We start from the raw sequence: 22,280 nt of genomic DNA on the forward strand, positions 1-22,280 counted from the left end.
TGCATCCAAGTGCTCCTCTGCTTTTTTCCAGTATTGCATTATTCCAAAATAAATAATTTTTTAGTACTATATACAATAGATATATATTACTCATTCTAGGAGAACTTGTTTCCTTGAAAGAACTGGAGATTTCCATGCAGAAACAAAAATTCAAACTAGTCCTATTCTATTTCTTAGGTAGTTTAATTTGGATATATGGTTCAAATTATCTTATCGAAACATTCGTTCCTACTTCACTTATTTGGATTATTGAACGATCTAAAGAGGTCCTTTATATACTCATCACTGGAGGCTTCATTTATTTTTTCATTAATAAGACCAATGAATTATCCGTCTCACGAGAAGACCAAAAGCGCTTATCCACCTTAATTAACGCGATGGTTGACTTTGTTAATTTTAAGGATGGAGAAGGACGATGGATTGAGGCCAATAATTTTGGTTTGCAATTGTTTCAGCTAGAACATGTGGATTATCGTGGGAAAAAGGACTCCGAGTTAGCCGAGTATACAGATTTTTATGCGGATGCCCTCCGGTATTGTGAAATTTCGGATGAGGAAGCTTGGAAAAATGGGGACATTATTCGAATTGAAGAAGTTCTTCCAGTTCCAGACGGAACGACAAAAACCTTTGATACGATTAAAGTCCCTCTTTTCAATCCAGATGGAAGCAGACAGGGCCTGGTCATTATTGGTCGTGATATTACTGAAAAAAAGAAAATGGCTAGAGAACTCTTGGTAAGCCAACAGCAATATAAATCATTATTTGAATACAGTCCTGATATTGTTTATCTAATGGATTTGAAAGGAAATATTACGAATCTCAATCCTCACTTCGAGGTCATTACTGGTTTTAACAGAGATGATATCATTGGAAAAAATATAAAATCCTTATTACCGAAAGAGTATCAAAAACAAGTCAACCAGTTTATTGCCTCCGTTGTCGAAGAGGTTAAACCTGTTATGTACGAGATAAATGTCCCACATGCAAACGGAGAGATGATTACGTTACAATGTACGTCACTCCCTATCAATATTGAAGGTGCCATTACTGGTATTATTGGCACTGGACGAGATGTGACTACTTTAAGAAAAACAGAGGAACGCCTTAGAAGAACAGAAAAACTTTCTGTCGTTGGTGAATTATCTGCAAGTGTTGCCCACGAGATCAGGAATCCTCTTACTTCTTTAAAGGGTTTTGTGCAGCTTTTACAAATGGAAGATAAGAAGCATCAATATTACTATCAAATCATGTTAGACGAACTCGATCGGATTAATCATATTGTAGGAGAGCTTCTTCTCTTGGCAAAACCACAGGTTCTTAAGTTTACAAACGCAGATATTCATAAACTGTTACAGGATGTTATTTCGTTGCTGAGCACAGAAGCAAGCTTATATAATATCCAAATTAATTCTAATTTCCCTAAAGAACCTCTTATACTTGAGTGTGAACCAAACCAATTAAAACAATTATTTATTAATATTATTAAAAATGCAATAGAGGCATCCCAACAAGGTAAATCGGTAACGATTAGTGCCGAGCAAGCAGTTGAGAAGATTTGTATTACGATTAAGGACAGTGGGTGCGGTATCTCAAAAGAGAGATTAGAAAAAATTGGCGAACCTTTCTACTCCTCAAAGGAAAAAGGGACTGGATTAGGCTTAACAGTAAGCTATAAAATTGTTCAATCACACAAGGGAACCATTCATTTTGATAGTCAAAAAAACCTTGGTACAACTGTCAGCATAGTGTTGCCAATTAAGCAACATAACTCTAAAAAGAACTAAAATTAAGACTGCCAAAAAAGGCAGTCTTTTTCACATAATTAGAGAGTATAATTCAACTTCGAGAATTGTCCAGCTCCAGCGCCTAGCCCCCTGGGTCAAATAACCTTCTGCAATAAAAGTCACAGAGCGACTTTTTTTGCAGAAGAACATTTGCCTGTCGGGGCTGAACAAGGCGCTTCCGCTTTTCTTATTGATTTGCTTTCTTTTTTCGATTGCGGAAAAAAGCAATAACCAATAGCATTGATGGAATAATGATTTGGAATGGCCAATGTAAATAAATCGGTACGATACGAAGTCCTTCTTTTATGTGCTCCGCATAATTAGATGCAATTGTTATTGAGGCAAATAGAACAAAAGCCCCTAGTGGAAGACTGAGGTTTCGGAGTTTATTAAACTTGAAAATATCTGCTGCTCCCGCAACTCCCGCATAGAAATATAACGTGATCTTAAAGAAACCGCCTACAATTAAATATAGCATAAAGAAAACATCAAGCCGTTCGATAAATTCAGCGATTCTGATTTTACTAATGGTGGTTAACAACGGGAAATTAGCTCTCATAAAAATATCCGTTCCTAGAGCCGCAATATTAATAATCGATGTTATTGTGATATTAATTCCACTTAATATCATCCCCCCCATACAAACAATCTTTACCTTTTTCGGGTCATTTATATATGGAAGTAACATCGTAAATACAACCATTTCACCAAACGGGAATGTGATTGTTTCACCAAGAAAAGTCTTTACAATTGGCATAAATCCGTTCTCTAATACGGGCCTTAGATTTTGTAAATGAATTAGTCCGGAAAACATAATGAGTAAAAAACCGACAACAGCCATTATATATATAATCATAAAAAACAGCTCGCCAACTCTTGCAATTACCTCAAATCCCTTATGTATAGCATAAATAATTGTTACCATCATTAAGCAATTAATAACTATTAACGGTGTATTTGTATATATGGTTGACGTTAATAATTCTCCAAAGTCCCGCAACACCCTGGATGCGCAGTACAAAAAATAAATAACGTAAAGGAAACCAATCATTCGTCCTATCCATTTTCCGGTTATCTTTTGTACATAGCTCGTAATAGGAAGATCTGGATAGTAGAGAAACAAACGATAGTATATTAGGAAAACTCCTAATCCGCCCACCAACCCAAGCAAAATGCTTATCCATGCATCTTGTTTCACCTGTGCTCCAAGACCTACAAGTATCGCACTGCCCATCTCAAACAACACAACAAGCACGAATAATTGTGATGCCTTTATTTTTGCCTTCTCCAATCTAGATCCCCCTTTCCAAAAAGCTATTGCTGCATATTTGACCAAAATGGCTTTGTTCGAATTCCTTCTCTTCGAATATAAGAATCTACATGGACATTCACTTGTAAGTCTGCAAATTCTTCATCCCAATTTCCTTGTATTTTCTTCCATAAAGGAGGATTTGCAATGTGAACCTTTTCACCAAATCCTAAAATATCTGTCTTTAACTTTTGCGCTTCCTTCACCGAGGCTCGGATCTGCTTAGTTATTTCTTTCTCCGTTAATTTTTCAATTTGAGCAATGACTTCTGGATTATCTAAGTCTATTGCCGTATTCGCTTCGCTTATCCACCCTTCATTCTCATTTTTTACATTTATTATCGGTTTGTCATTCACCATACGAACAGAAACTTTTGTTTTAGAACGTATGGGTGCGATGGAAAGTGCATTTTTCTTTCCTTCCCAGTTAATATTTATATCCGTACTATGTACTTTATCGAGAACCCACAATATACCACGTGCTTTGTCATGTTCGATCCAGCCATGTAATTTCCCCTTATTAAAAACGGCTAAACCATCAGATTGTAGAAAAGCATCCGTTGTCGTCTTTTGAAGATTTTCTGCTTTCCTTGCTTTTGGTTTGTCACCAACAAGCCTATAACCATTAGCTAAAGGCTGTTTCCCCTTACTAATTAACCCAGTGAGAAAATCGTCAATATTTAAGCTCATATTTTCACCAAGCATAGATTCTGAGAATTTAATTTGCTTTGTAATTTTAGTTACTGGAAGTCGGTCCAGAATAGTCAACGTCGTTACTATATCCTCTGCTTTTGAACCTCTCGCGATGACTAATTCTGTTGTGGTTCGAAATTCAGGATCCCGATCCAACGCATCCAGCACATATAGCAAGCTTTCCTTTGCCACCTCTTCACTTATGACCACCACGTTTGTATGTGCATAATACAGCCTTCTTGAAACCTTCTTGGTAGCATTTCTTGCCGCTTCAGTGATGGTATCCCCAGAACTTCTATAAACTGCAATGGGCAGTCCGTTTCCTCCACCTGATTGACCAGATGATACATTGCCAGGATTCACAAGTTGAAAGGACAAATTAAATTTTTTTTCCTTACCTTTATCAATTCCCAATGCCATGACAAAGGCCAGGTCCGTCAATTCCTTCTGATTCCAGCATCCACTAAGAACGGGTAAAAGCAACAGTAAAATTATTATAGTATTTAAACATTTTTTCATGACTGATCACCTTTATCTGATTGATCATTTGGTTGCTCATCAGCTTTAGGTGGACCTGGCTTTTGATTTTCCCCTGTTCTAACTATATTGCCTTGACTAATAAATTGAGGTCTATTTTTAAAGGCCCAAATAGGAAACCGGAGAAATACGTCCTGCTGGTTACGGATGCTAAAAGGTGCGATTGGCATCATATAAGGAATTCCAAACGAGCGAAGCGAACATAAATGTATCGCTATAAACATAAGTCCCAGCATCATTCCATAAAAGCCTAGAATGGTGGCAAGTCCCATTAAAGCAAAGCGAAGCAGTCTAGCTGCAATTGCCATCGCAAAAATAGGTGTTGAAAAGTTAGCAATGGCCGTGATTGACACAACGATAACCATTACTGGGGAAACGAACCCTGCTTGCACGGCAGCTTGACCAATAACGAGCGCACCCACAATGGAAACGGCCTGACCGACCGCGCGCGGAAGTCTTAAGCCTGCCTCCCGTAAAATTTCAAATGTAACCTCCATGATTAATGCTTCAACAAATGCTGGAAAGGGAACACTTTCTCTTTGGGCCGCAATCGCAATGGCCATGGTAGTCGGAATCATTTCTTGATGAAAGGTTGTAGCCGCTATGTAGGTAGCGGGTCCAATAAGGGCAATCAAAAATGCCAAGATTCTTAGGATCCTGATACCCGTTGAAATATCAAAACGTGAATAATAGTCGTCTGGTGCCTGAAAAAATTGAATAAAAAGGGCAGGCGCGGTAAGTACAAATGGTGTTCCATCAATAATAATGGCAATTCGCCCTTCAAGTAAATGAGAAGTAACAACATCTGGTCTTTCGGTATGATAGGTAGTCGGAAAAGTTGTCCAGGTTTGATCTTCAATTAATTGCTCAATATAGCCTGAGGCAATAATACCGTCAATATCAATTCGATTTAATCTTTCCTTAAGTTCAGATATAATTTTCTCGTTTGCAATTCCTTTAATATACATCAACGCAATGTCAGTTTGTGTTACCGTGCCTAATTTCATTGATTCCAACCATAAATTAGGACTTTTAATTCTTCTCCGTATCAAAGCTGTATTAGTACGGAGTGTTTCTGTGAAAGAATCCTTCGGTCCGCGTATAGATAGTTGTGTTGTTGGTTCAGAAATGGCCCGCTTTTCCCAACCCTTTGTCTCCGCACTAATGGCTTGGTTGTGACCTTCTAAAAAAATAATGGTATTTCCTGATAACAAATTATCATAAACCTGATTCCAATTATCAATTGTCAAAATACTGCCAAGCGCAACAGCCTTCTCAATTACGTATTGAAAGAGATCAATCCGCTCAAGTGGAAGTTCTTTTTCCATAAAAGATTCTAAAATAAAGTCACTGATGGAATGACTATCCGCTAAACCATCAACAAATACAAGAGCTCCTTTATAGCTGCTTATCTTTACTTCTCGAATGATGATATCAGCGCTTTTCCCAAACTCTTCTTTTATGCGGGAAATATTATCCTTATATTCCCTAAGTATCGGCAAATCCTCTGGCTTAAGTGGATCTTGCTGCTGTCTATAATTATCATTCTGTCTCCTTTTTTGCTTCTTTTTCAACATACTTGACAAGATCGACACAAGCTACCACCTCAGCATTAACAATTCGTAATGGTTATTTTCCCCAACGTGAACTCTTCTATCCATTTCTTCCAAAAAACATTTAGAAATACATGCATAAGGATGGTTTAAAGAACAAAAATAAAGATACTGGAGATTGTAGGTGAAACAGTTGAAGCAAATATTGGTTTCATTTGTTATTGCAGGTGGATTGATGGGTATGATTGGCTTCTTAGACCTTGTTATGGGTACTGAACCTCGAAAATTAATTTGGAAAGCTATTAACCCTTTTAAGGTCATGGAGGCAGCTGAATACATTATTATTGTTTTTTTTGGCACTGCAATTATGATTAAAGCCCTTCGTTACTACATCAAAAAGAAAAAAAATAATCAGCCTTCTAATGAAGGATGATTACTACGAAAAAAAGGAAAAGAGCTCAACTTTCACATTGAGCTCTTCTCCTCATTTGTTTCCTGTATTTCCATAGGCTTCTTTTTCTTGAAGAAAGTCAGTATAGTGGTCATTACTTTCCAAATAGTTGATATTCTTTTCTTCCATTTGTTCTTTCTTTCAAGGTTAGGTCCGTATACATATCGATTCCAAAAATAATAGATGAGTTCCTCAACAACAAGATATAGGACAATAAACAATACAAATACTGTGATCCAATATGACATTATAAGGACCCCCCTTTTCTTCAGAATAGTTCCTATTCAAAAATCTAAAAAGAAGTACTATAAATCATCAAACTGATTCTATTAAACTGTTTATCTATATCTATATTACCAAATATATACCAAATTGTAGACAAATTAGTAAATAATGTAGTATTTTTATTTTGAGTCACGAAACTTTTATTAGGGGGAAGTTAGATGGAATATCGGCGATTGGGAAATACCGGTTTAAAAGTGAGTGAAATAAGTTTAGGCAGTTGGCTTACATACGGTGGATATGTGGAAGAGCATAATGCAGCTGCGTCTATTGATAAAGCCTATGATTTAGGCATTAACTTTTTTGATACAGCCAATGTTTATATGCGTGGAGAAGCTGAAATTGTTGTCGGGAAGGCACTAAAGAAATATGTGCGTGATTCCTATGTGCTGGCAACGAAAGTATTTTGGCCAATGGGTGACGGTCCTAATGACCGAGGACTTTCTCGAAAGCATGTCATGGAACAATGCCATGCCAGCTTAAAGCGCCTTAACACTGACTATGTAGATATTTATTATTGCCATCGGTATGATCCGGAAACACCATTGGAAGAAACATTACGTGCACTTGATGACTTAATCCGTCAAGGAAAAGTGTTGTACGTTGGTGTTAGTGAATGGACGGCGGAACAAATTTCAGAAGCGGTTCATCTTGCTGATAAGAAACTTCTAGATCGTATAGTTGTTAATCAACCTCAATACAGCATGTTACAGCGTTATATTGAAAAAGAAGTCCTGCCTGTAAGTGAAAAGCACGGAATTGGTCAGGTTGTTTGGTCACCACTTGCACAAGGTGTATTAACAGGTAAGTATAAAAAAGGTGAAAAGGCTCCTGCAGGAAGTCGTGCTGCTCAGGAAAAATACAATGGTCTTTTTGGATTATTAACGGAAGAGAATCTAGATAAAGTCGAACTTTTAAAAGAAGTTGCCGCTGATAATAATCTTACTCTTGCGAATTTTGCTCTTGCTTGGATATTAAGACAAAGTAATGTGGCAAGTGCGTTAGTAGGGGCTAGTCGTCCTGAACAAGTAGAAGAAAATGTGAAGGCTTCAGGTGTGAAATTAAACGAAGACACCCTTACTAGAATCGAGGATATTCTTCGATAAAAAAATGCCCTTGGACTTTTTTTCGTCCTTGGGCTTTTTTTATCAACTATTGTTAAACCGCTTTTTCGGCTGATTGTTCCGATGCTTTAATGAAAGACTTGTTACCGATTGAAAAGAAAATAATACTTCCAAGAGTTAACAAGGAAATGGTCCAAAACATGATCTGCCCTTGAAAATGGCTTAGAAGGAACCCGCCAATAATTGGTCCAAGAAAGTTACCTATCTTTCTAAATTGAGCTGCACCAAAATAAGTTCCCCGAAGATGTTCAGGAGCTAGTTGATCAATCATCATGCTATTGGATGGAAAGATTAATATTTCCCCCACCGTTAACAATACCATGGCAGCAATAGCTGTAACCCAGCCATTAACAAAGCTGAAGCCAATCAAACCTGCGGCCATAAAAACGGCTCCGACCACCATGACCTGCATTAACCTAAATTTCTCTGCGATGTGACTGATTGGCATTTGCAGCAATACAACCATTATTGCATTAATAGTGATAAGCATGGAGAATATAACCACGCCATTTTCTACCGTTCCTTCTAATATTTGCGGTAAATTAGAATCTATTTGAACGTACCCCATATTCACCAAGATGATTCCCAAGATAAGATATCTTAAAGCCTTATCTCTTTTAACAATCCTAAAGGCATCTCCAAAAGAGGCACCCTTTTTGATATTTTCTACTTTCGGGAAGACAAGTTTTTGTAAAAAGAAAACCAAAACCATTCCATAAAATAAATAAAACGTTCCGGTTATGGCAAAGGATAATTTAGCTGATGTACTAGCTAAATAGGCTCCAATCAGCGGACCAACGGATGCTCCGATATTCATGGCTGTATATCGTAAGGAGTACACCTTCATCCTCTTTTCCTTTACGGTTAAATCGGCCATTAAGGCTTGAGCGGTCGGTTCGAAGAACGAATTACTCAATCCGTTTAAGGCATTTAACAGAATAAACCAACCCGGACTAGTAGCAACGGTAAAACCATAATAAACAAAGGCTACTGTAAACAAAGCAATAAGCATGACTGGTTTTCGTCCAAAGCGGTCTGATAAATGGCCGCCAATGAATCCACCTACCGTTGCCATTAACGGGCTCATCCCGACAGTTACACCAATAATAATTGGTGAGAGATCCATGTGTCTTGATAAATAGATTGAGAGAAATGGCAAAGTCATAAATGCAGAACCTCTTGATAAGACAGTCCCAATTAATAACACCCATACGATTGGATGAAATTGACCCACATAGTTTTTCAATGTTTTCATATGTAAAACCTCACAAATTTTGGAGTATGCTTATTTAGTTAACTATTTAATTGAATAAATGTAAAGAATTTTCCTATTTTTCCAGCATACCTCCTTAACAAAAAAGGTCAGCCATCAACTAGGATGACTGAGCCCTCTACCCCTTTAATTAATTGGGATCCTTATAGTTTAATGCTCGTTCACTATCACCGTAGCCCTTGGTCGTTGGGTCTTGTACAAAACCTAGCATGGATAAAATAACGAATACTGCATTGACTATTGTTAAAATGGTGCTTTGAACTGAGTCTGTAAGTTGGAAGCTAGTTACCCCTAAAGTATTCAATCCAGCTAGTACCATTTGTGCTAAAATCATAATTTGTGAGATAAATGCAATAACCCAATGCTTATTTCTTAAACGAACTTTCCAGTTGATCATGACTCCCTCTCCCCTCTAAATCCGAATACATCTTTTTATTAGCATATGTTTGGATTCATATTGGTTGTCCTTGATTGTCCTGATTTCCAGAATTATTTTTTGACACCAAAAAATCAGGTCCCCAATTGGAACCTGATTTTATGTTATATTTCTCTTCTCATGGCTTTTAGTACATCTACTCTTGTTGCTCGTTGTGCTGGTCGGTATCCTGACAGAAGGGTGACTCCATAACAAATCAAGATACAAATAATCGGTAACTCAAAAGGAATATAACTAAATGTTATATTTAAATCAGTTTCTTGTCCAAATGCCTCTTTAATAATTAAAGGGACTGCAAAATTTACAGTAATGCTAATTCCGTATGAGACAATTGTTCCAATCACAGCACCAATCAAGCCGATGTAACTACTTTCGAGCAGGAAGATTCGTTTAATTGTTTTCGGATTAGCACCGATTGCTTTCATAATACCAATATCAGGTGCCCGCTCTGTAACTGCCATGGTCATCGTATTATAAATTCCAATGGAAGCAATTAAGATAGCAATTGTTCCAATAAAAATTAGGCCCACTTTTGCAATCATAAATATCATATTGACTTCTTTTAATTCATTAACAACTGAATATGTAGCATATTTCTTCTCTTTTAATTGATCTGAAATACTTTGGACCGCTTCCATATTTTTGGCATAGATTTTCACTTCATCATAGGTCTCTCCATTAGCATCGATTCCTTCTAATTTTTCATTATTAGGGTCAAGCATGATGCCTTTCGGTGTTCCCGTAAAGCTCTCGATTTCCTTTAACATCTCATCCGATATAAATACACTTCGATCTTCCGCCCACTCTTTTGTTGGCTTTTTGGAGATTCCTACCACTGATAATGGAATTTTCTTCTCTTCTTCCTTTCCATCTTTAAACTGCCTAACAGTTAGTTCCATGGTTTCACCGATTAACTTCCCTGGATAGCGATATTCCGCTTTTACCTGCCCCTTCTCATCGTAGATGCCCTCATCTGCATCCTTTATAGCTAGATTGAGAGGAAAATTATACCCGACGACTACCTCATTTTTACTTGTTGGCAACCGCCCCTTCGACAGTTCAAAGCCGGCCTTCACTTCGGAAGGAAAATGGGCTACAAAGGTTTGTGTCCCCTCTAAGTACTCACCAATTGTAAACGTACTTTCCTGCTGGAGCATTTTTCTTCTTGTAACCGCCTTAACATTCTCTATTTTTTCAAACATTCGAATGTCACGAACTGTCAGCTGTTGAAAGCCTCCTTGATCATTTATCTCTTTCCCATGGACGTCTATTTGGGTAATGACCCTGCGCTCGGTAATTTCTTTTACCACTGATTTCTGTAACCCAAAGCCAACTGAGGCTAGTACAATTAGGAAGGCACATCCCATTGCGGTGGCAAGTATCGTCATATATACTCTTGTTCTATTTTTCTTCATATTTTGTCTAACAAAACGGAATTGGTCTTTTAGCTTCATACTAGCACCCCCTGTTCCATACGACCATCCGCTAATACTATTTTTCTATTACCGATATTGGCCACTTTTTCATCATGTGTAATAATCAAAAACGTAATGCCTAAATCCCGATTCAACTCTGTGATAAATTCCAGTAACTCTTCCTCTGTTTCACTATCAAGACTACCTGTAGGTTCATCTGCCAGGATAATTGGAGGATTCACAATTAAGGCTCTTGCAATACTAACTCGTTGCTGCTGACCACCAGATAACTCCCCAGGATAATGATCCTGATAATCTAGTAAACCTACTTTTTTCAACATCTCTTCGGTTTGTTCTTTTCTCAGATTCTCGCTTACACCCTTTAATATCAATGGAAGCTCTACATTTTGAAAAGCAGTCATGCTGGGAATCAATTGAAAGCTTTGAAAAATGAATCCTAGATTATTAATCCTGAAATCAGCAAATTTCGTCTCATTTAAATCCGAAACCTTTTCTCCATCAATCCAGATTTCCCCCTCTTTCGGATGAATAAAACCGCTAACTAAATTTAACAGGGTCGATTTCCCTGAACCACTTCTGCCAACAATCGTTACTATTTCCCCTTTTTCCACGGTGAGTGAAATATCTCTAAGCACCGGAATAATGGTTTGTCTTCCTTTTTTCCCAATCACAAAATCATGGCTTACATTTTTTATCGTAATCATAGCTTCCTCCTGTTTCTCACTCAATTCAACTTAATAGACGATGTTTGGCGAAACAACCCCTACAGATTTTTATAAAATAGTTAATTCTAGCCAAATAATGAAATAATTTAAGGGGATAATAGTAGGAAAAACACTTTTGTTGGTCTTTTTTTGCTAGAAATTTTATAATATATGAATCAAAAATTCCTTTTAAAAGTTAGGAGATCACATGGAGAAATTACATCCACTTTGGGACATGCTGCGTCGTTTCTGGATGAAGAGACATCTCACCCAAATATTTTTGTTAATCATCCTTGTCGTCGTTTTAGTGACCATCTCATATTTTGGCTGGCTTGCCACAAGAGCCAATGTAGAGTCATTAAAGCAAGGTTTAAGTCAGCCCACTGTAATTTATGATAAGAGTGGGAAGGTAGCTACGAATGTGGCAACGAATCGTACAAAGGGTGTAAAAATGAATGAACTGCCAAAATATGTTCCAAATGCCGTCGTCGCCATTGAAGATGAACGCTTTTATGAACATAGTGGCTTTGATATTCAAGGGATTGCTCGTGCGTTTTTTAGTAATTTATTTGCTGGAAGAATTACTGGAGGGGGTAGCACCTTAACACAACAGCTTACGAAAAATGCCCTTCTTTCGCCCGAACGTACGTACAAGAGAAAAGCAGAAGAATTATTTTTAGCTGTAAAAATTGAAAAGGTATATACAAAAGAAGAAATCCTGCAAATGTATCTGAATCAAGTTTATTTTGGGAGCGGCTCATGGGGAATTGGCAATGCCTCAAAAAAATACTTTAATAAAAACATTTCAGATGTAACTGTCGGTGAAGCAGCGATGCTTGCTGGTCTACTTCATGCACCCAATTACCTTAACCCATATAAAAATTATGATTTAGCCATGAAACGAAAAAATGTAGTCTTAGCGAAAATGAAAGAACTCGGAATGATTACCAATGCTGAATACACTAAGGCTAAGAAACAAAAAATCCGTCTCAACGATGGTGGAGGAAGCTTTGTTGAGAGAAAATATCCCTACTATGTGGATGCGGTTCTAAATGAGGCCATTTCCAAATATGGATTGACTCAAGATGAAATCTTAACAAGAGGATACCTGATTTATACAGAAATGGATCAAAATCTGCAAGCAGGTCTTGAAAAGGTGTATAGCAAGAACTACCTATTTCCAAAGGGGAAAGGAAACTCTTTAGTTCAAAGTGGTTCGGCATTAATGGATCCTCAAACGGGGGGTGTTAGTGCACTTGTTGGCGGCCGCGGTGAGCATGTATTTCGTGGATTTAACCGAGCTACACAATTAAGGGCTCAGCCTGGTTCGACAATGAAGCCGCTAGCTGTATATACTCCTGCACTAGAAGAAGGCTATTCCTATTCATCTGAACTGAAAGATGAGCCAATAACCTTTGGAAATTATAAACCGGAGAATTTTTCAAGAACCTATCAAGGAAAGGTGCCAATGTATAAAGCACTTGAAGAGTCACTAAATATTCCGGCAGTTTGGCTTTTAAATGAAGTGGGTTTAAATAAAGGAATGGATTCACTTAAGCGGTTCGGCATTCCTGTTGAAAAAGAAGATAAAAATTTGGCAATTGCACTTGGGGGTATGAATAAAGGTGTGTCACCGGTTCAATTAGCTAACGCCTTCTCTGTTTTCCCAAATGGCGGAAAGCGGCAGGATAGTCACTTAATTACAAAAATCGTCGGCCCAACTGGAAATATCATTGCAGAGCATGAAGCAAATACAACCAAAGTTACAACTGAAGAGGTTTCGAATGAAATAACCTCAATGCTGTTAAATGTCGTCGAAACAGGGACAGGCAAGCGTGCTAGAATTCCAGGTCTTCAATTAGCCGGAAAGACTGGTTCGACACAGCTACCATTTAGTGCAAGCGGTACGAAGGATCAATGGATGGTGGGATATACCCCAAATCTCGTTGGTGCCATTTGGATCGGTTTTGACCAAACAGATAAGCAGCATTACCTGCCTAGCTCAAGTTCTTCAAATGTTGTACCTATCTTTAAAGCAATTATGGAAGAGTCAAGCCGTCATCTTCCAAAGGAATCATTTGATGTTGTCTCTATTAATGCCCAGCTGGCTGGCGAAACTGCACAAAAGAAACGGATTAATGAGCAAGCAAAGAAAATCAGCAAAGAATTAAATGAGAATGCGCAAAAATTAGGGGAAACCATAAAAGAACAAGCCCCTGAATGGAAAAAGGGCTTGGATAACATATTATATAATGTCGGAAAAGCACTCAACACACTCATAGAAAAATACAACCAATAAATGAAGAGGCTGACCATGAAGCAAAGGGGTCAGCCTCTTGTCTAATTTAAGAAGCTACGAGAAATATCTGTAAAGTGAATGAATTTATTTTTATTGGTTAAAAATAATAGAATGCTTTAGGTGGACATTTACATGCTCTTTATATAATTTCAGGAAATATATGAGTGAGGGATTGTATGCATTTTGTATTTAATGCTCTGTTTTTACTAGCAGGAATTAAATGGGGAGATTGGAAAAACTGGAAGGCTTATTACTCCACAATTTTATTTTTTATCGGGGGCGATTTACTAAAAAACAGTTTGCTTCATGATTATCGTATGTGGTCATACCAAGAAGTGTATTTTGGACAACAATTCCTAATTGGTCATATGGCCATCAATTTAATGATTGCTATCATAGTTTATCCTGCAACAATTCTTATTTACCTTGGGCATTATCCCCATTCTATAAAAAAACAAGTCCTTTGGGTTAGTTTATGGGTGTTCCTTTATAGTGGAATTGAAGGAATAAATTTTTATTTTTTAAACTTAATAAATTATGATCACAGTTGGAATTTAATGTGGTCCATTTGTTTTAATATTGTCATGTTTACCGTATTGAGAGTTCATTTTTTGAAGCCGCTTCTAGCATGGGCAATTTCTTTAATATGGATGATTTTTCTATGGAATTGGTTTAATGTGCCTATGAATTTATTCAAATAAATTTATTGTTAGGTAGTAGTGCCATCTCTGACCAAATAGGAGGGAAATTGTTCGGTCAGAGAGAAATTTTTTCTGATTTAATTCTAAGTTACTACTTTATTTTAATAATCCATATTTCCGCTTAAACCGGGTCAAAATTTTTATCCAAACCTCACCAAACAAAAGTAAAAAGATTACATTTGAAACGGCATGCATCGTATCGAAAGTAGCACTCCCTATTAAATAAACTATGAACTCCTTCCACTCAAATGGGCTTCCTGATTGAACAATTGATAAAAACCCCCACAGATTCATTACCCACCCGAACAAATAACCCCATGCAATTCCAAAAATAATCCGACCCGTTTTACTAGTCAGTATCTTTGTGTTTCGCAGCCATCCTGCCGATAACCCGACTAATCCCCATGCAGCCATCTGCCATGGAGTCCATGGACCTTGACCCAAAATCATATTAGAAGCAAGTGCTGCCACGGCCCCAATAATAAACCCGCTTTCAGCACCGAATACAAAGCCAGACATCATAATGACAAAGGTTGTTGGCTGAACACTTGGAAGGCTCGCAAACGGAATCCTACCAACGGCAGCAATCGAGGCCAAAACTGCCAATAAAACAAGCTCACGAGGTTCCACCTTTCGACGTTCAAAACGGACGAGAAAAATCAAAATAGCAAGAAAGACGAAACCAAAGCTTAACCATAAATAGGCATCTTCAAATAAATAAGTAAAGCCCAAAATAAGCACTAATGTAAATAAGACGAGTATCGTTTTTAGCCCTTTGTAACTACGCATGGACGAATAACCTCCTCTAGCGTCATCGGGGCATTTGTCGTTCTATCACGGAAAATCCGCTGAATCATCGTTGTGTAAAAGAAATTTCCTTTAAAAAACTTCTTAGGTTCATCCTCAGAGGTAATCTTCCCTTGAAACATCATTCCACATTTGGTTGCGTACTGTGCCGCGAATTCCACATCATGAGTCGACATGAAAATAGTCATACCAGACCTACGTAAATCATTTAGAATGTTTGCTAAATTTTCTTTTGAGATGGGATCCAGTCCCTTTGTTGGCTCATCCAGCAACAGTAATTCTGGCTTTCTCAATAATACACACGCAAGTGCCGCCTTTTGAAGCTCCCCCCCACTTAAATCGTATGGGTGACTTGATGTCAAATGAGCAATCCCTAACTCGACTAACAAGTTCTCTACCTCATTCATGTCAGTTACGTTCCATTGTGTCATTGTTTCCTTGATTTCCTTTTCAATCGTTTCCTGAATAAAAAACAATTTAGGATTTTGCGGTAAATAGCCAATTTTTCCGGTTAATTCCTTGTTTTTATACCCTTTTAAGGGCTTGCCTTCGAGAAGAATTTTTCCGCCTTCCAGCTTCAATAAACCTGCTAGAGACTTGAGTAAGGTAGACTTACCTGAACCATTTCCACCCAACAAAGCATAAAATTCGCCTTTCTTCAGACTTAGATCAAGCTCGTCTAAAATAAGATCTCCCTGCTTATCGTAGCGACATGAAACATTAATCCCCTTGATCAATTCATCGCCGAGTGAATTAAAAGGATTGTTTTTTTTCAGATAAATAGGCTGTAACTCTGACTTTTGAACCCATTTCCTACCTTCTTTAACACTAAGAGGCATCATTCCCTTGCCATCCGATTCTAAAAATAAAGCTGGAATACTAGGAATAAAAACCTTGTTTGATGATTTCCAAATTTCAGGAAGCACCTCTCGCGGCTCACCTGACATTTGCACCCTTCCTTGATCCATCATGACAATTTGATCCGCCAATGTAAAAACTTCTTCAAGGCGATGTTCTGCAATAATAATTGTCATCCCAAATTCATCATTCAGTCTCTTTAAGATATCTAAAAATTCCCGTGCACTCACTGGATCCAACTGTGCAGTTGGTTCATCGAGCAACAAAATATCTGGCTGCATAAGTAAAACTGAAGCGAGGTTAATTTGTTGTTTCTTTCCACCTGAGAGTTCATGCACTTTTTTGTGCAGCAATGGTTCAGCACCAAAAAAATGAACCATTTCGGCTACTCTGTTTCTCATTTCATTCGTGGAAAGTCCAATATTTTCAAGGCCAAAGACTATTTCATGAAGCACATCATCCGCAACCATCTGATTTTCCGGGTCTTGAAAGACGAAGCCGATTTTGTTCGAAGTATCCTTTGCCTCCTGAAGACTTTCCCCATTAATCGTCATCATCCCTAATAGGCTTCCATGTGGCTGGATTTCTTTTTTTAACAATTGTAAAAGTGTGCTTTTTCCAGAACCGGAAGCACCGAACAGCACGACGAATTCACCTTTATTAATAGTAAGTGATAGGTTCCTTATGGCTGGTTCCGAACTGCCTGGGTATGTAAAGGTAACATCATTTATTTCAATAAACGCCATCGGACCATTCCACCTACTTCTACTATTAATGGAAAACTTAAGAACATAAAATAACATAAAAAAGCTAAGGTATCCATTACAGAAAACTGCCAAGCTTCCATAATTGGATAGATTGTTAATACACCAAAGCCTGAAAATCGCTCAAATAAAATGATAGCAAAAAGAACAACTAAATAAGACATTGAAAGGAAATCTGTTTTCTTAAACTTAAAATATTCGTAAGAAGTACGCCGACCTTGGCCATAGCCCCTCGCATTCATTGAATCAGCTGTTTGAATGGCTTCCTCAAGCGAATAGGTTAACAGTGTTTGCACATAAAGCATGCCCATCTTCATCCTTGTTTTCCATTTCCCCTGATTCATAGAATTCCCCTTGCTCCTTTGAACAATCGAGATTTCCTCCATTCTCCTTCTCATTAACGGAATAAACCTTAGAGTCAGCATAAGAAGAACAGCAAATTGTGGGAGGATTTTTGCAAACAAAAATAATAGCTTGTTAGGCGTCATGATTATGTTATACGAAATAAATAACGCAATAATTCCTATTATAGATACAGCATCCATTCCTCCATACAGGACAGCCTCAAGTGTCACCCGATGCTCATTGATATCAAAAAGCAAATGTCGTCCTCTTTCATTAAATAAAGGATTTGTGACAAGCATGAGAAGGAAGGTACTGATGATAAAGATATACCAGCGTCTCAGTCCCTTTAACTGATCATGAATAAAGTTAATCATTAAAATGACTATTAAGGCCGCACCGAGAAAAATGGGATGTAGCATAAGAATTAACAGCGAAATGGCCCCAGCATAAAAAAGAAAGGACACAAGAGGATGAAACCGTTCAAAACGACCTTTCATCCCCAGTTCCCCCTTATGTTATTCGGTATAGATACATTCAATCCGATCACCATCTTTGATTTTTGTAACACCAATACTCTTAGTGAGACTAATTCCATTTTGCTCAAATACCCAACCGCTTTTTGGACCATAATCAAACTCATAAATATTATCAATTCCTTCGATATAGGCAGTTGCCCCGCTTCCTCGGGAATCAATCACAATACCATGTTTTTTAGCTGTTGCTAAAATAATATCATAAATGGTGTCCCCGTCTTTAAAACTAACTTTTGTTGCAGCAACAATGATGCCCTGATCCTTTGGTCCAACAATCGATAACGTTACCGTATTTGCCGGCTTTGGTGGTGTGGTGGTACTTGGCTTTGATACCGGTGTAGTCGACGTTGGTGTTTGGGGCGTAGTCGTCGGCGTACTACTTTTATTTGTCGTCACAGCCGTATTTTTTTTGGTCGTCGGCGATTGTTGCTGACTAGATGGACTCGTTTGCTTCGACGTACTGGTTGGTGATGTAGACTGATTTTCCTTCTTTTCTTCAGAAGCAACCGTTGATGAATCCGTAGGTTTGTTTTGTTCACTACTCGGTTCTACTTTTGCCTCTTCCTTTTTTTCTTCTTCATTTTGTTTTTCTACATGAACAGTTTTTTCTTCTTTGGTTGTTTCCTTCGTAGTTTGTTCATTCGAACTACATCCAACTAAGGAGAACAAAACGAATAATAGACTAAGAAATGCTGTACCTTTCATCCATTTTTTCATAGATGCGCCTCCTCTAGGGTGCCCCTCCTAAATAGAAGAAGGGGCCATATTTCACTTATGAAAATCTTTTTCTTTGCTTCATATAAACTAGACTTCCGATTAGCATAATCAAAAGACCAACCATGAGCAGGTTATAACTATCTGTAGCAGTATTTGGCAACGTATGTCCCTTCACACTATTACTACCATTATCTTGATGAGGAGTTGTCTGTACTGGTGCCTCCTCACTAGGTGTTTGAGTCTCAGTCTCAGGCTTCTCTGTTTCCGGCTTTTGTTCAACTAATGGAAGCTGATATAATGAGCCTTTTCCTGTTGTATACAACTGATAAGCAGCTAGCGCCTGGATTCCCTGTGAAGTAGTGAATGGGTCACTTACATCTCCTCCCTGCCAATCAAAGCCGCCATCGGCATTTTGGAAGGATAGAAAATATTCAACAAGTCCTTTAAATGGAGCTGCATTCGAATCCACCCCTAAAGCTGTCAGGGCAATGATGGCCTGTGCTGCAGTTGAGCTATTATCTATTTTTGAAGCTTGATATTGTGTGGATAAATACTGGATGGCAGCATCTACCTTGCCCTTCACTTCAGGCTGCTTACTATATGGAGCAAGTGCTGTTAAAATCATCGCGGTTGTATCAATATCGCTAGTAGCACTTTCATCCCAAGCCCATCCGCCATCTTGATTTTGCCTATCTAATAAATGCTTCACTATCTTTTCTCGCGTCCATTGTGCTGATTCAGGAATGGAAAAGTTCGCACTATCTAGAGCAATTAAAGCATATGACACGCCGATTAAGCCTTGCTTTGTCACATTACCATTGTAAATGGCTTCCACCAAGTTATAGCCACCTACATTTGATGGGTCACCACCAGCTGCAAGAATTCCGAGAACATATCGCTCTGTATCGGTGATTCTATTGAACTTCCCTTGTTTTTCCCTGACTAGTGATTTTACTGATGTAAGGTATGTAGCAGGAATGGTCTGTCCTGTTTGTTTTAAGGCAATTACTTCCCATTCGCCTAGATTATTCTTCAACACATATTTGCTGGCTGAATCGACGGAAGCTTGAATTGTCTTTTCAGTAAGCGTTCCACCAGAAGGATTCGGGTTTGTTTCTCCTCCTGTGTTACCATCACCTGATCCATTTTCCCAAGATTCAAGTTTAAAGCTAATTTGGTTTCCTGGTTGAAGCGGGTAGCTGTCTGCACCAACCTCGGCCATTTTATCGTTTACGTAAAAAGCCCAATAATTTGTCCCTTCTGCTTGTATATCATTAATAGAGGTAATCATTTTTCCGTACTGACTTTCACTATATCCAACCTTATCAGGGCCAAGAATTACTTGTAATAGTTGAAATGCAGTTGGACTTCCAATCACTTCAATTCCTGATTGATCAGTAACGTTATTTTTATCACTATTAACCACTTTGAGCGAAACCGTATTCTGTGGTTTTTTTGTCCAATCTGTCAAACGGAACGTTAATTGGTCACCATTCTGGACAACATAGGTGTCAGAACCAACCTGTGCTGCAACACCATTGATAAAAAATGCCCAATAATTTGTCCCTTCTGCTTTTACCCCATTAATTCCAATGAGCATTTTTCCATTGGAGGTATCAGTAAATTCAACATTGCTTTCACCAACAGCTGCAGTTAACGCTTCTGTTGCTGTTTCAGTGTCACTGATTTGAACAGTGGTTTTTGCTAAGATTGGGTTGGCTCCATCCAATCCCAAAACTGTAATGGACCCTTGTTTCGCTAAGTCGGCTGCTAGTACAGGAGCTTGTAGCCCACTCGTGAATAATGTAAAAATTAACAGCATGACCATCCACAAATTTCTTTTCTTCATCATTTTGAAACTCTTCCTTTCCTAATTAAATAGCCATAAAAAAATCCCCCTAAAAGGAGGAGGAGTGTTATGTACGTTAAGGAGGAAACGAGAAACCGCTTCTGTTCTTAACACTCTCCTATCCGCGTAGGCTGTTGTGTTCAAAAACAGGCAGGTTTCCTGGCTCATGATCATCGCTCCCTAAGTCTTCCCATCTATCGACAGTGACATGTTTAGGTTACTCCCATTTACAGTGGCGGGACCGCGTTGGCTTTAACCAACTTCCCTATTAAGCTAAAAGTCTATCTAAGACCTTAGCACCTGTTTTACCGAGCTATTTTTTTATGTTAACACTATTATAGTAAAAGATAGTCAGGTTTGTATACATTTAATATCTATATATTGGTGCTTTTTTTGATTCGCTGATAAATTCTTAAATCCGCTGATAACAGTTGAAAATTTGCTGATAAATTTCTAGATTCGCCGATAAACCCAGAAAATTCGCTGATAAAAAATTAAAACTTTAAAATAATTGTGTAATTTTACACTACATTTTGTAATTTTAGCAGGAATTAATTAAAAATTGGAATTCAATTGTAAAAATATTAGTCGTTTTCCATAAAAAAATAGGAGAAGGCACACATAGCCTTCTCCTATTTTTATTTTTTATCTTCAAGTAGAGTTTTCTTCAGCTGTGACCAACAATGTATTCTTGGCAGTTGAATGTGTTGGTTGTAAGAGCTGTTTTTCATTAATACTTTTGATCCTGACTCCTTAAGAGTCTCCAATACTGCGGGCTTGTCGTCAAAATAATAATCTAACCCTAAATCTTTAATGATGTTAATCTTTTCTGAATCCTTCATCCCGCAATAAAAAGAATGTTCATCGACGGGAAAACCAGCCTTTACTAGCCAGTTTCTCGTACGTTCACAATGCTCCACTGGTCTTGAGGTGATATAATAAATCTCATGTCCTTCAAGTTTAAGCTCGTTCAGAACCTCAACGGCATGTGGAAACGGTAAACAGTCCGTGTTATAAATCTCCTCCAAGGAATCACGCCACATCCTGCTCCCTTCTTGATCACTTAACCCGAAAGGCTCATGGATTTCAAGAGTTGTTAAGCTAAGATAAGCTTCAATAGGAACAGCCTTCTGTAATTTTTTATTATACAAATGAAAGGCATGCTCTCTTAGGTTTATTAATGTGTCATCGATATCAAACCCAAACTTCATCAGATGTCTGCTTTCTTATTGCTCGATATTTCTACATAAATTAGCCATTTCGATGGCTGAAACAGCAGCATCCCAGCCCTTATTGCCTGCTTTAGTTCCCGCACGCTCAATAGCTTGTTCAATGGAGTCTGTTGTTAACACCCCAAAAATAACTGGAATGCCACTAGTTAATGCAGTTGCTGAAACACCTTTAGCTGCTTCATTACAAACATAATCAAAGTGAGGCGTTGAGCCACGAATAACCGTACCAAGCGTGATGACTGCATCATACTTTTTACTATTTGCCATTTTTTGAGCAATTAACGGAATTTCAAATGCACCTGGCACCCAAGCGATATCAACGTTTGCTTCATCAACACCATGTCTTTTTAGCGCGTCCTGTGCTCCACCTAATAATTTACTTGTAATAAATTCATTAAAACGTCCAACCACGATTCCAACTTTTAATCCTGATCCTACTAAATTTCCTTCAAATGTGTGTCCCATGTAAATGCCTCCATATAATTTATATATTGACTCTTTAAAATTGCCTGTTGATTTCCGCTCCAGGTGCTTCGCTTTCTGTGGGTGTTTCGGCGAGCCTCCTCGGCGCTAGCGCCTGCGGGGTCTCCCCTG

Annotated in this window: 20 protein-coding genes and 1 riboswitch; of the genes, 5 read left to right on the plus strand and 15 right to left on the minus strand. The window is 38.1% G+C overall.

Annotated features, from left to right (window positions below; translation table 11 throughout):
- Positions 1–134 precede the first annotated feature (134 nt).
- On the plus strand, positions 135–1,784 hold the full coding sequence (locus RCG25_RS15680) for a PAS domain-containing sensor histidine kinase (RefSeq protein WP_308079758.1): 1,650 nt from the start codon (positions 135–137) through the stop codon (positions 1,782–1,784).
- Between the two features lie 187 nt (positions 1,785–1,971).
- On the opposite strand, the gene RCG25_RS15685 is transcribed toward RCG25_RS15680, so the two are convergent.
- Genes RCG25_RS15685 through RCG25_RS15695 form a run of 3 tightly spaced genes read right to left on the minus strand, consistent with a single transcriptional unit; the run spans position 1,972 to position 5,899 of the window.
- Positions 1,972–3,075: a GerAB/ArcD/ProY family transporter gene (locus RCG25_RS15685; protein WP_308079759.1), complete on the minus strand. Its 1,104-nt coding sequence runs from the start codon at positions 3,073–3,075 to the stop codon at positions 1,972–1,974.
- A gap of 23 nt (positions 3,076–3,098) precedes the next feature.
- A complete protein-coding gene (locus RCG25_RS15690; RefSeq protein WP_308079760.1) occupies positions 3,099–4,304 on the minus strand; it encodes a Ger(x)C family spore germination protein in 1,206 nt (401 codons plus the stop codon).
- Positions 4,301–5,899, minus strand: coding sequence for a spore germination protein (locus RCG25_RS15695; protein WP_308084195.1), 1,599 nt, complete (start codon positions 5,897–5,899; stop codon positions 4,301–4,303). The genes RCG25_RS15690 and RCG25_RS15695 overlap by 4 nt, the downstream gene beginning before the upstream one ends.
- Positions 5,900–6,059: 160 nt before the next feature.
- Between RCG25_RS15695 and RCG25_RS15700 the strand changes: the two genes are divergently transcribed.
- A complete protein-coding gene (locus RCG25_RS15700) occupies positions 6,060–6,308 on the plus strand; it encodes a YczF family membrane protein (RefSeq protein ID WP_308079761.1) in 249 nt (82 codons plus the stop codon).
- A gap of 32 nt (positions 6,309–6,340) precedes the next feature.
- Here RCG25_RS15700 and RCG25_RS15705 read toward each other — a convergent pair whose 3' ends face one another.
- Positions 6,341–6,574 (minus strand): hypothetical protein, encoded by a 234-nt coding sequence (locus tag RCG25_RS15705; RefSeq protein WP_308079762.1) that lies wholly within the window; start codon positions 6,572–6,574, stop codon positions 6,341–6,343.
- 195 nt (positions 6,575–6,769) lie between these two features.
- On the opposite strand from RCG25_RS15705, the gene RCG25_RS15710 reads away from it, so the two are divergent.
- The gene (locus tag RCG25_RS15710) at positions 6,770–7,714 is read left to right on the plus strand and encodes an aldo/keto reductase family protein (RefSeq protein ID WP_308079763.1); all 945 of its coding nucleotides are present in this window, start codon (positions 6,770–6,772) and stop codon (positions 7,712–7,714) included.
- Positions 7,715–7,766: 52 nt separating this feature from the next.
- Here the strand turns inward: RCG25_RS15710 and RCG25_RS15715 are convergent, their stop codons facing one another.
- From RCG25_RS15715 to RCG25_RS15730, 4 genes are all read right to left on the minus strand, one after another.
- A complete protein-coding gene (locus tag RCG25_RS15715) occupies positions 7,767–8,987 on the minus strand; it encodes an MDR family MFS transporter (protein WP_308079764.1) in 1,221 nt (406 codons plus the stop codon).
- A 148-nt stretch (positions 8,988–9,135) separates the two neighbouring features.
- Entirely contained in the window at positions 9,136–9,402 is a 267-nt protein-coding gene (locus RCG25_RS15720; RefSeq protein WP_308079765.1) for a phage holin, read from the minus strand.
- A gap of 143 nt (positions 9,403–9,545) precedes the next feature.
- Entirely contained in the window at positions 9,546–10,895 is a 1,350-nt protein-coding gene (locus RCG25_RS15725) for an ABC transporter permease (RefSeq protein WP_308079766.1), read from the minus strand.
- Entirely contained in the window at positions 10,892–11,581 is a 690-nt protein-coding gene (locus RCG25_RS15730) for an ABC transporter ATP-binding protein (RefSeq protein ID WP_308079767.1), read from the minus strand. The genes RCG25_RS15725 and RCG25_RS15730 overlap by 4 nt, the downstream gene beginning before the upstream one ends.
- 208 nt (positions 11,582–11,789) lie before the next feature.
- Between RCG25_RS15730 and RCG25_RS15735 the strand changes: the two genes are divergently transcribed.
- The gene (locus RCG25_RS15735; protein WP_308079768.1) at positions 11,790–13,880 is read left to right on the plus strand and encodes a transglycosylase domain-containing protein; all 2,091 of its coding nucleotides are present in this window, start codon (positions 11,790–11,792) and stop codon (positions 13,878–13,880) included.
- Positions 13,881–14,056: 176 nt separating this feature from the next.
- Entirely contained in the window at positions 14,057–14,581 is a 525-nt protein-coding gene (locus tag RCG25_RS15740) for a CBO0543 family protein (RefSeq protein WP_308079769.1), read from the plus strand.
- A 96-nt stretch (positions 14,582–14,677) separates the two neighbouring features.
- Here the strand turns inward: RCG25_RS15740 and RCG25_RS15745 are convergent, their stop codons facing one another.
- From RCG25_RS15745 to ribE, 7 genes are all read right to left on the minus strand, one after another.
- Positions 14,678–15,370, minus strand: coding sequence for an ECF transporter S component (locus RCG25_RS15745; protein WP_308079770.1), 693 nt, complete (start codon positions 15,368–15,370; stop codon positions 14,678–14,680).
- Positions 15,349–16,992 (minus strand): ABC transporter ATP-binding protein, encoded by a 1,644-nt coding sequence (locus tag RCG25_RS15750; RefSeq protein WP_308079771.1) that lies wholly within the window; start codon positions 16,990–16,992, stop codon positions 15,349–15,351. The genes RCG25_RS15745 and RCG25_RS15750 overlap by 22 nt, the downstream gene beginning before the upstream one ends.
- Positions 16,974–17,852, minus strand: a complete 879-nt coding sequence (locus RCG25_RS15755; protein WP_308079772.1) for an energy-coupling factor transporter transmembrane component T — start codon at positions 17,850–17,852, stop codon at positions 16,974–16,976. Before RCG25_RS15755 ends, RCG25_RS15750 begins: the two co-directional genes overlap by 19 nt.
- A gap of 18 nt (positions 17,853–17,870) precedes the next feature.
- On the minus strand, positions 17,871–18,605 hold the full coding sequence (locus tag RCG25_RS15760) for a DUF4430 domain-containing protein (protein ID WP_308079773.1): 735 nt from the start codon (positions 18,603–18,605) through the stop codon (positions 17,871–17,873).
- Positions 18,606–18,660: 55 nt separating this feature from the next.
- On the minus strand, positions 18,661–20,457 hold the full coding sequence (locus RCG25_RS15765) for a DUF4430 domain-containing protein (RefSeq protein ID WP_308079774.1): 1,797 nt from the start codon (positions 20,455–20,457) through the stop codon (positions 18,661–18,663).
- A 128-nt stretch (positions 20,458–20,585) separates the two neighbouring features.
- Positions 20,586–20,773: riboswitch (cobalamin riboswitch) on the minus strand.
- A gap of 319 nt (positions 20,774–21,092) precedes the next feature.
- Positions 21,093–21,665 carry a 5' nucleotidase, NT5C type gene (locus tag RCG25_RS15770; RefSeq protein WP_308079775.1) on the minus strand — a complete coding sequence of 191 codons (573 nt, stop codon included), beginning with the start codon at positions 21,663–21,665 and terminating at the stop codon, positions 21,093–21,095.
- Between the two features lie 15 nt (positions 21,666–21,680).
- Positions 21,681–22,151: a 6,7-dimethyl-8-ribityllumazine synthase gene (gene ribE / locus RCG25_RS15775; RefSeq protein ID WP_308079776.1), complete on the minus strand. Its 471-nt coding sequence runs from the start codon at positions 22,149–22,151 to the stop codon at positions 21,681–21,683.
- Positions 22,152–22,280: the final 129 nt, after the last annotated feature.

Origin of the sequence: Neobacillus sp. PS2-9, assembly GCF_030915525.1 — a bacterium.
Taxonomy (GTDB): domain Bacteria; phylum Bacillota; class Bacilli; order Bacillales; family Cytobacillaceae; genus Neobacillus.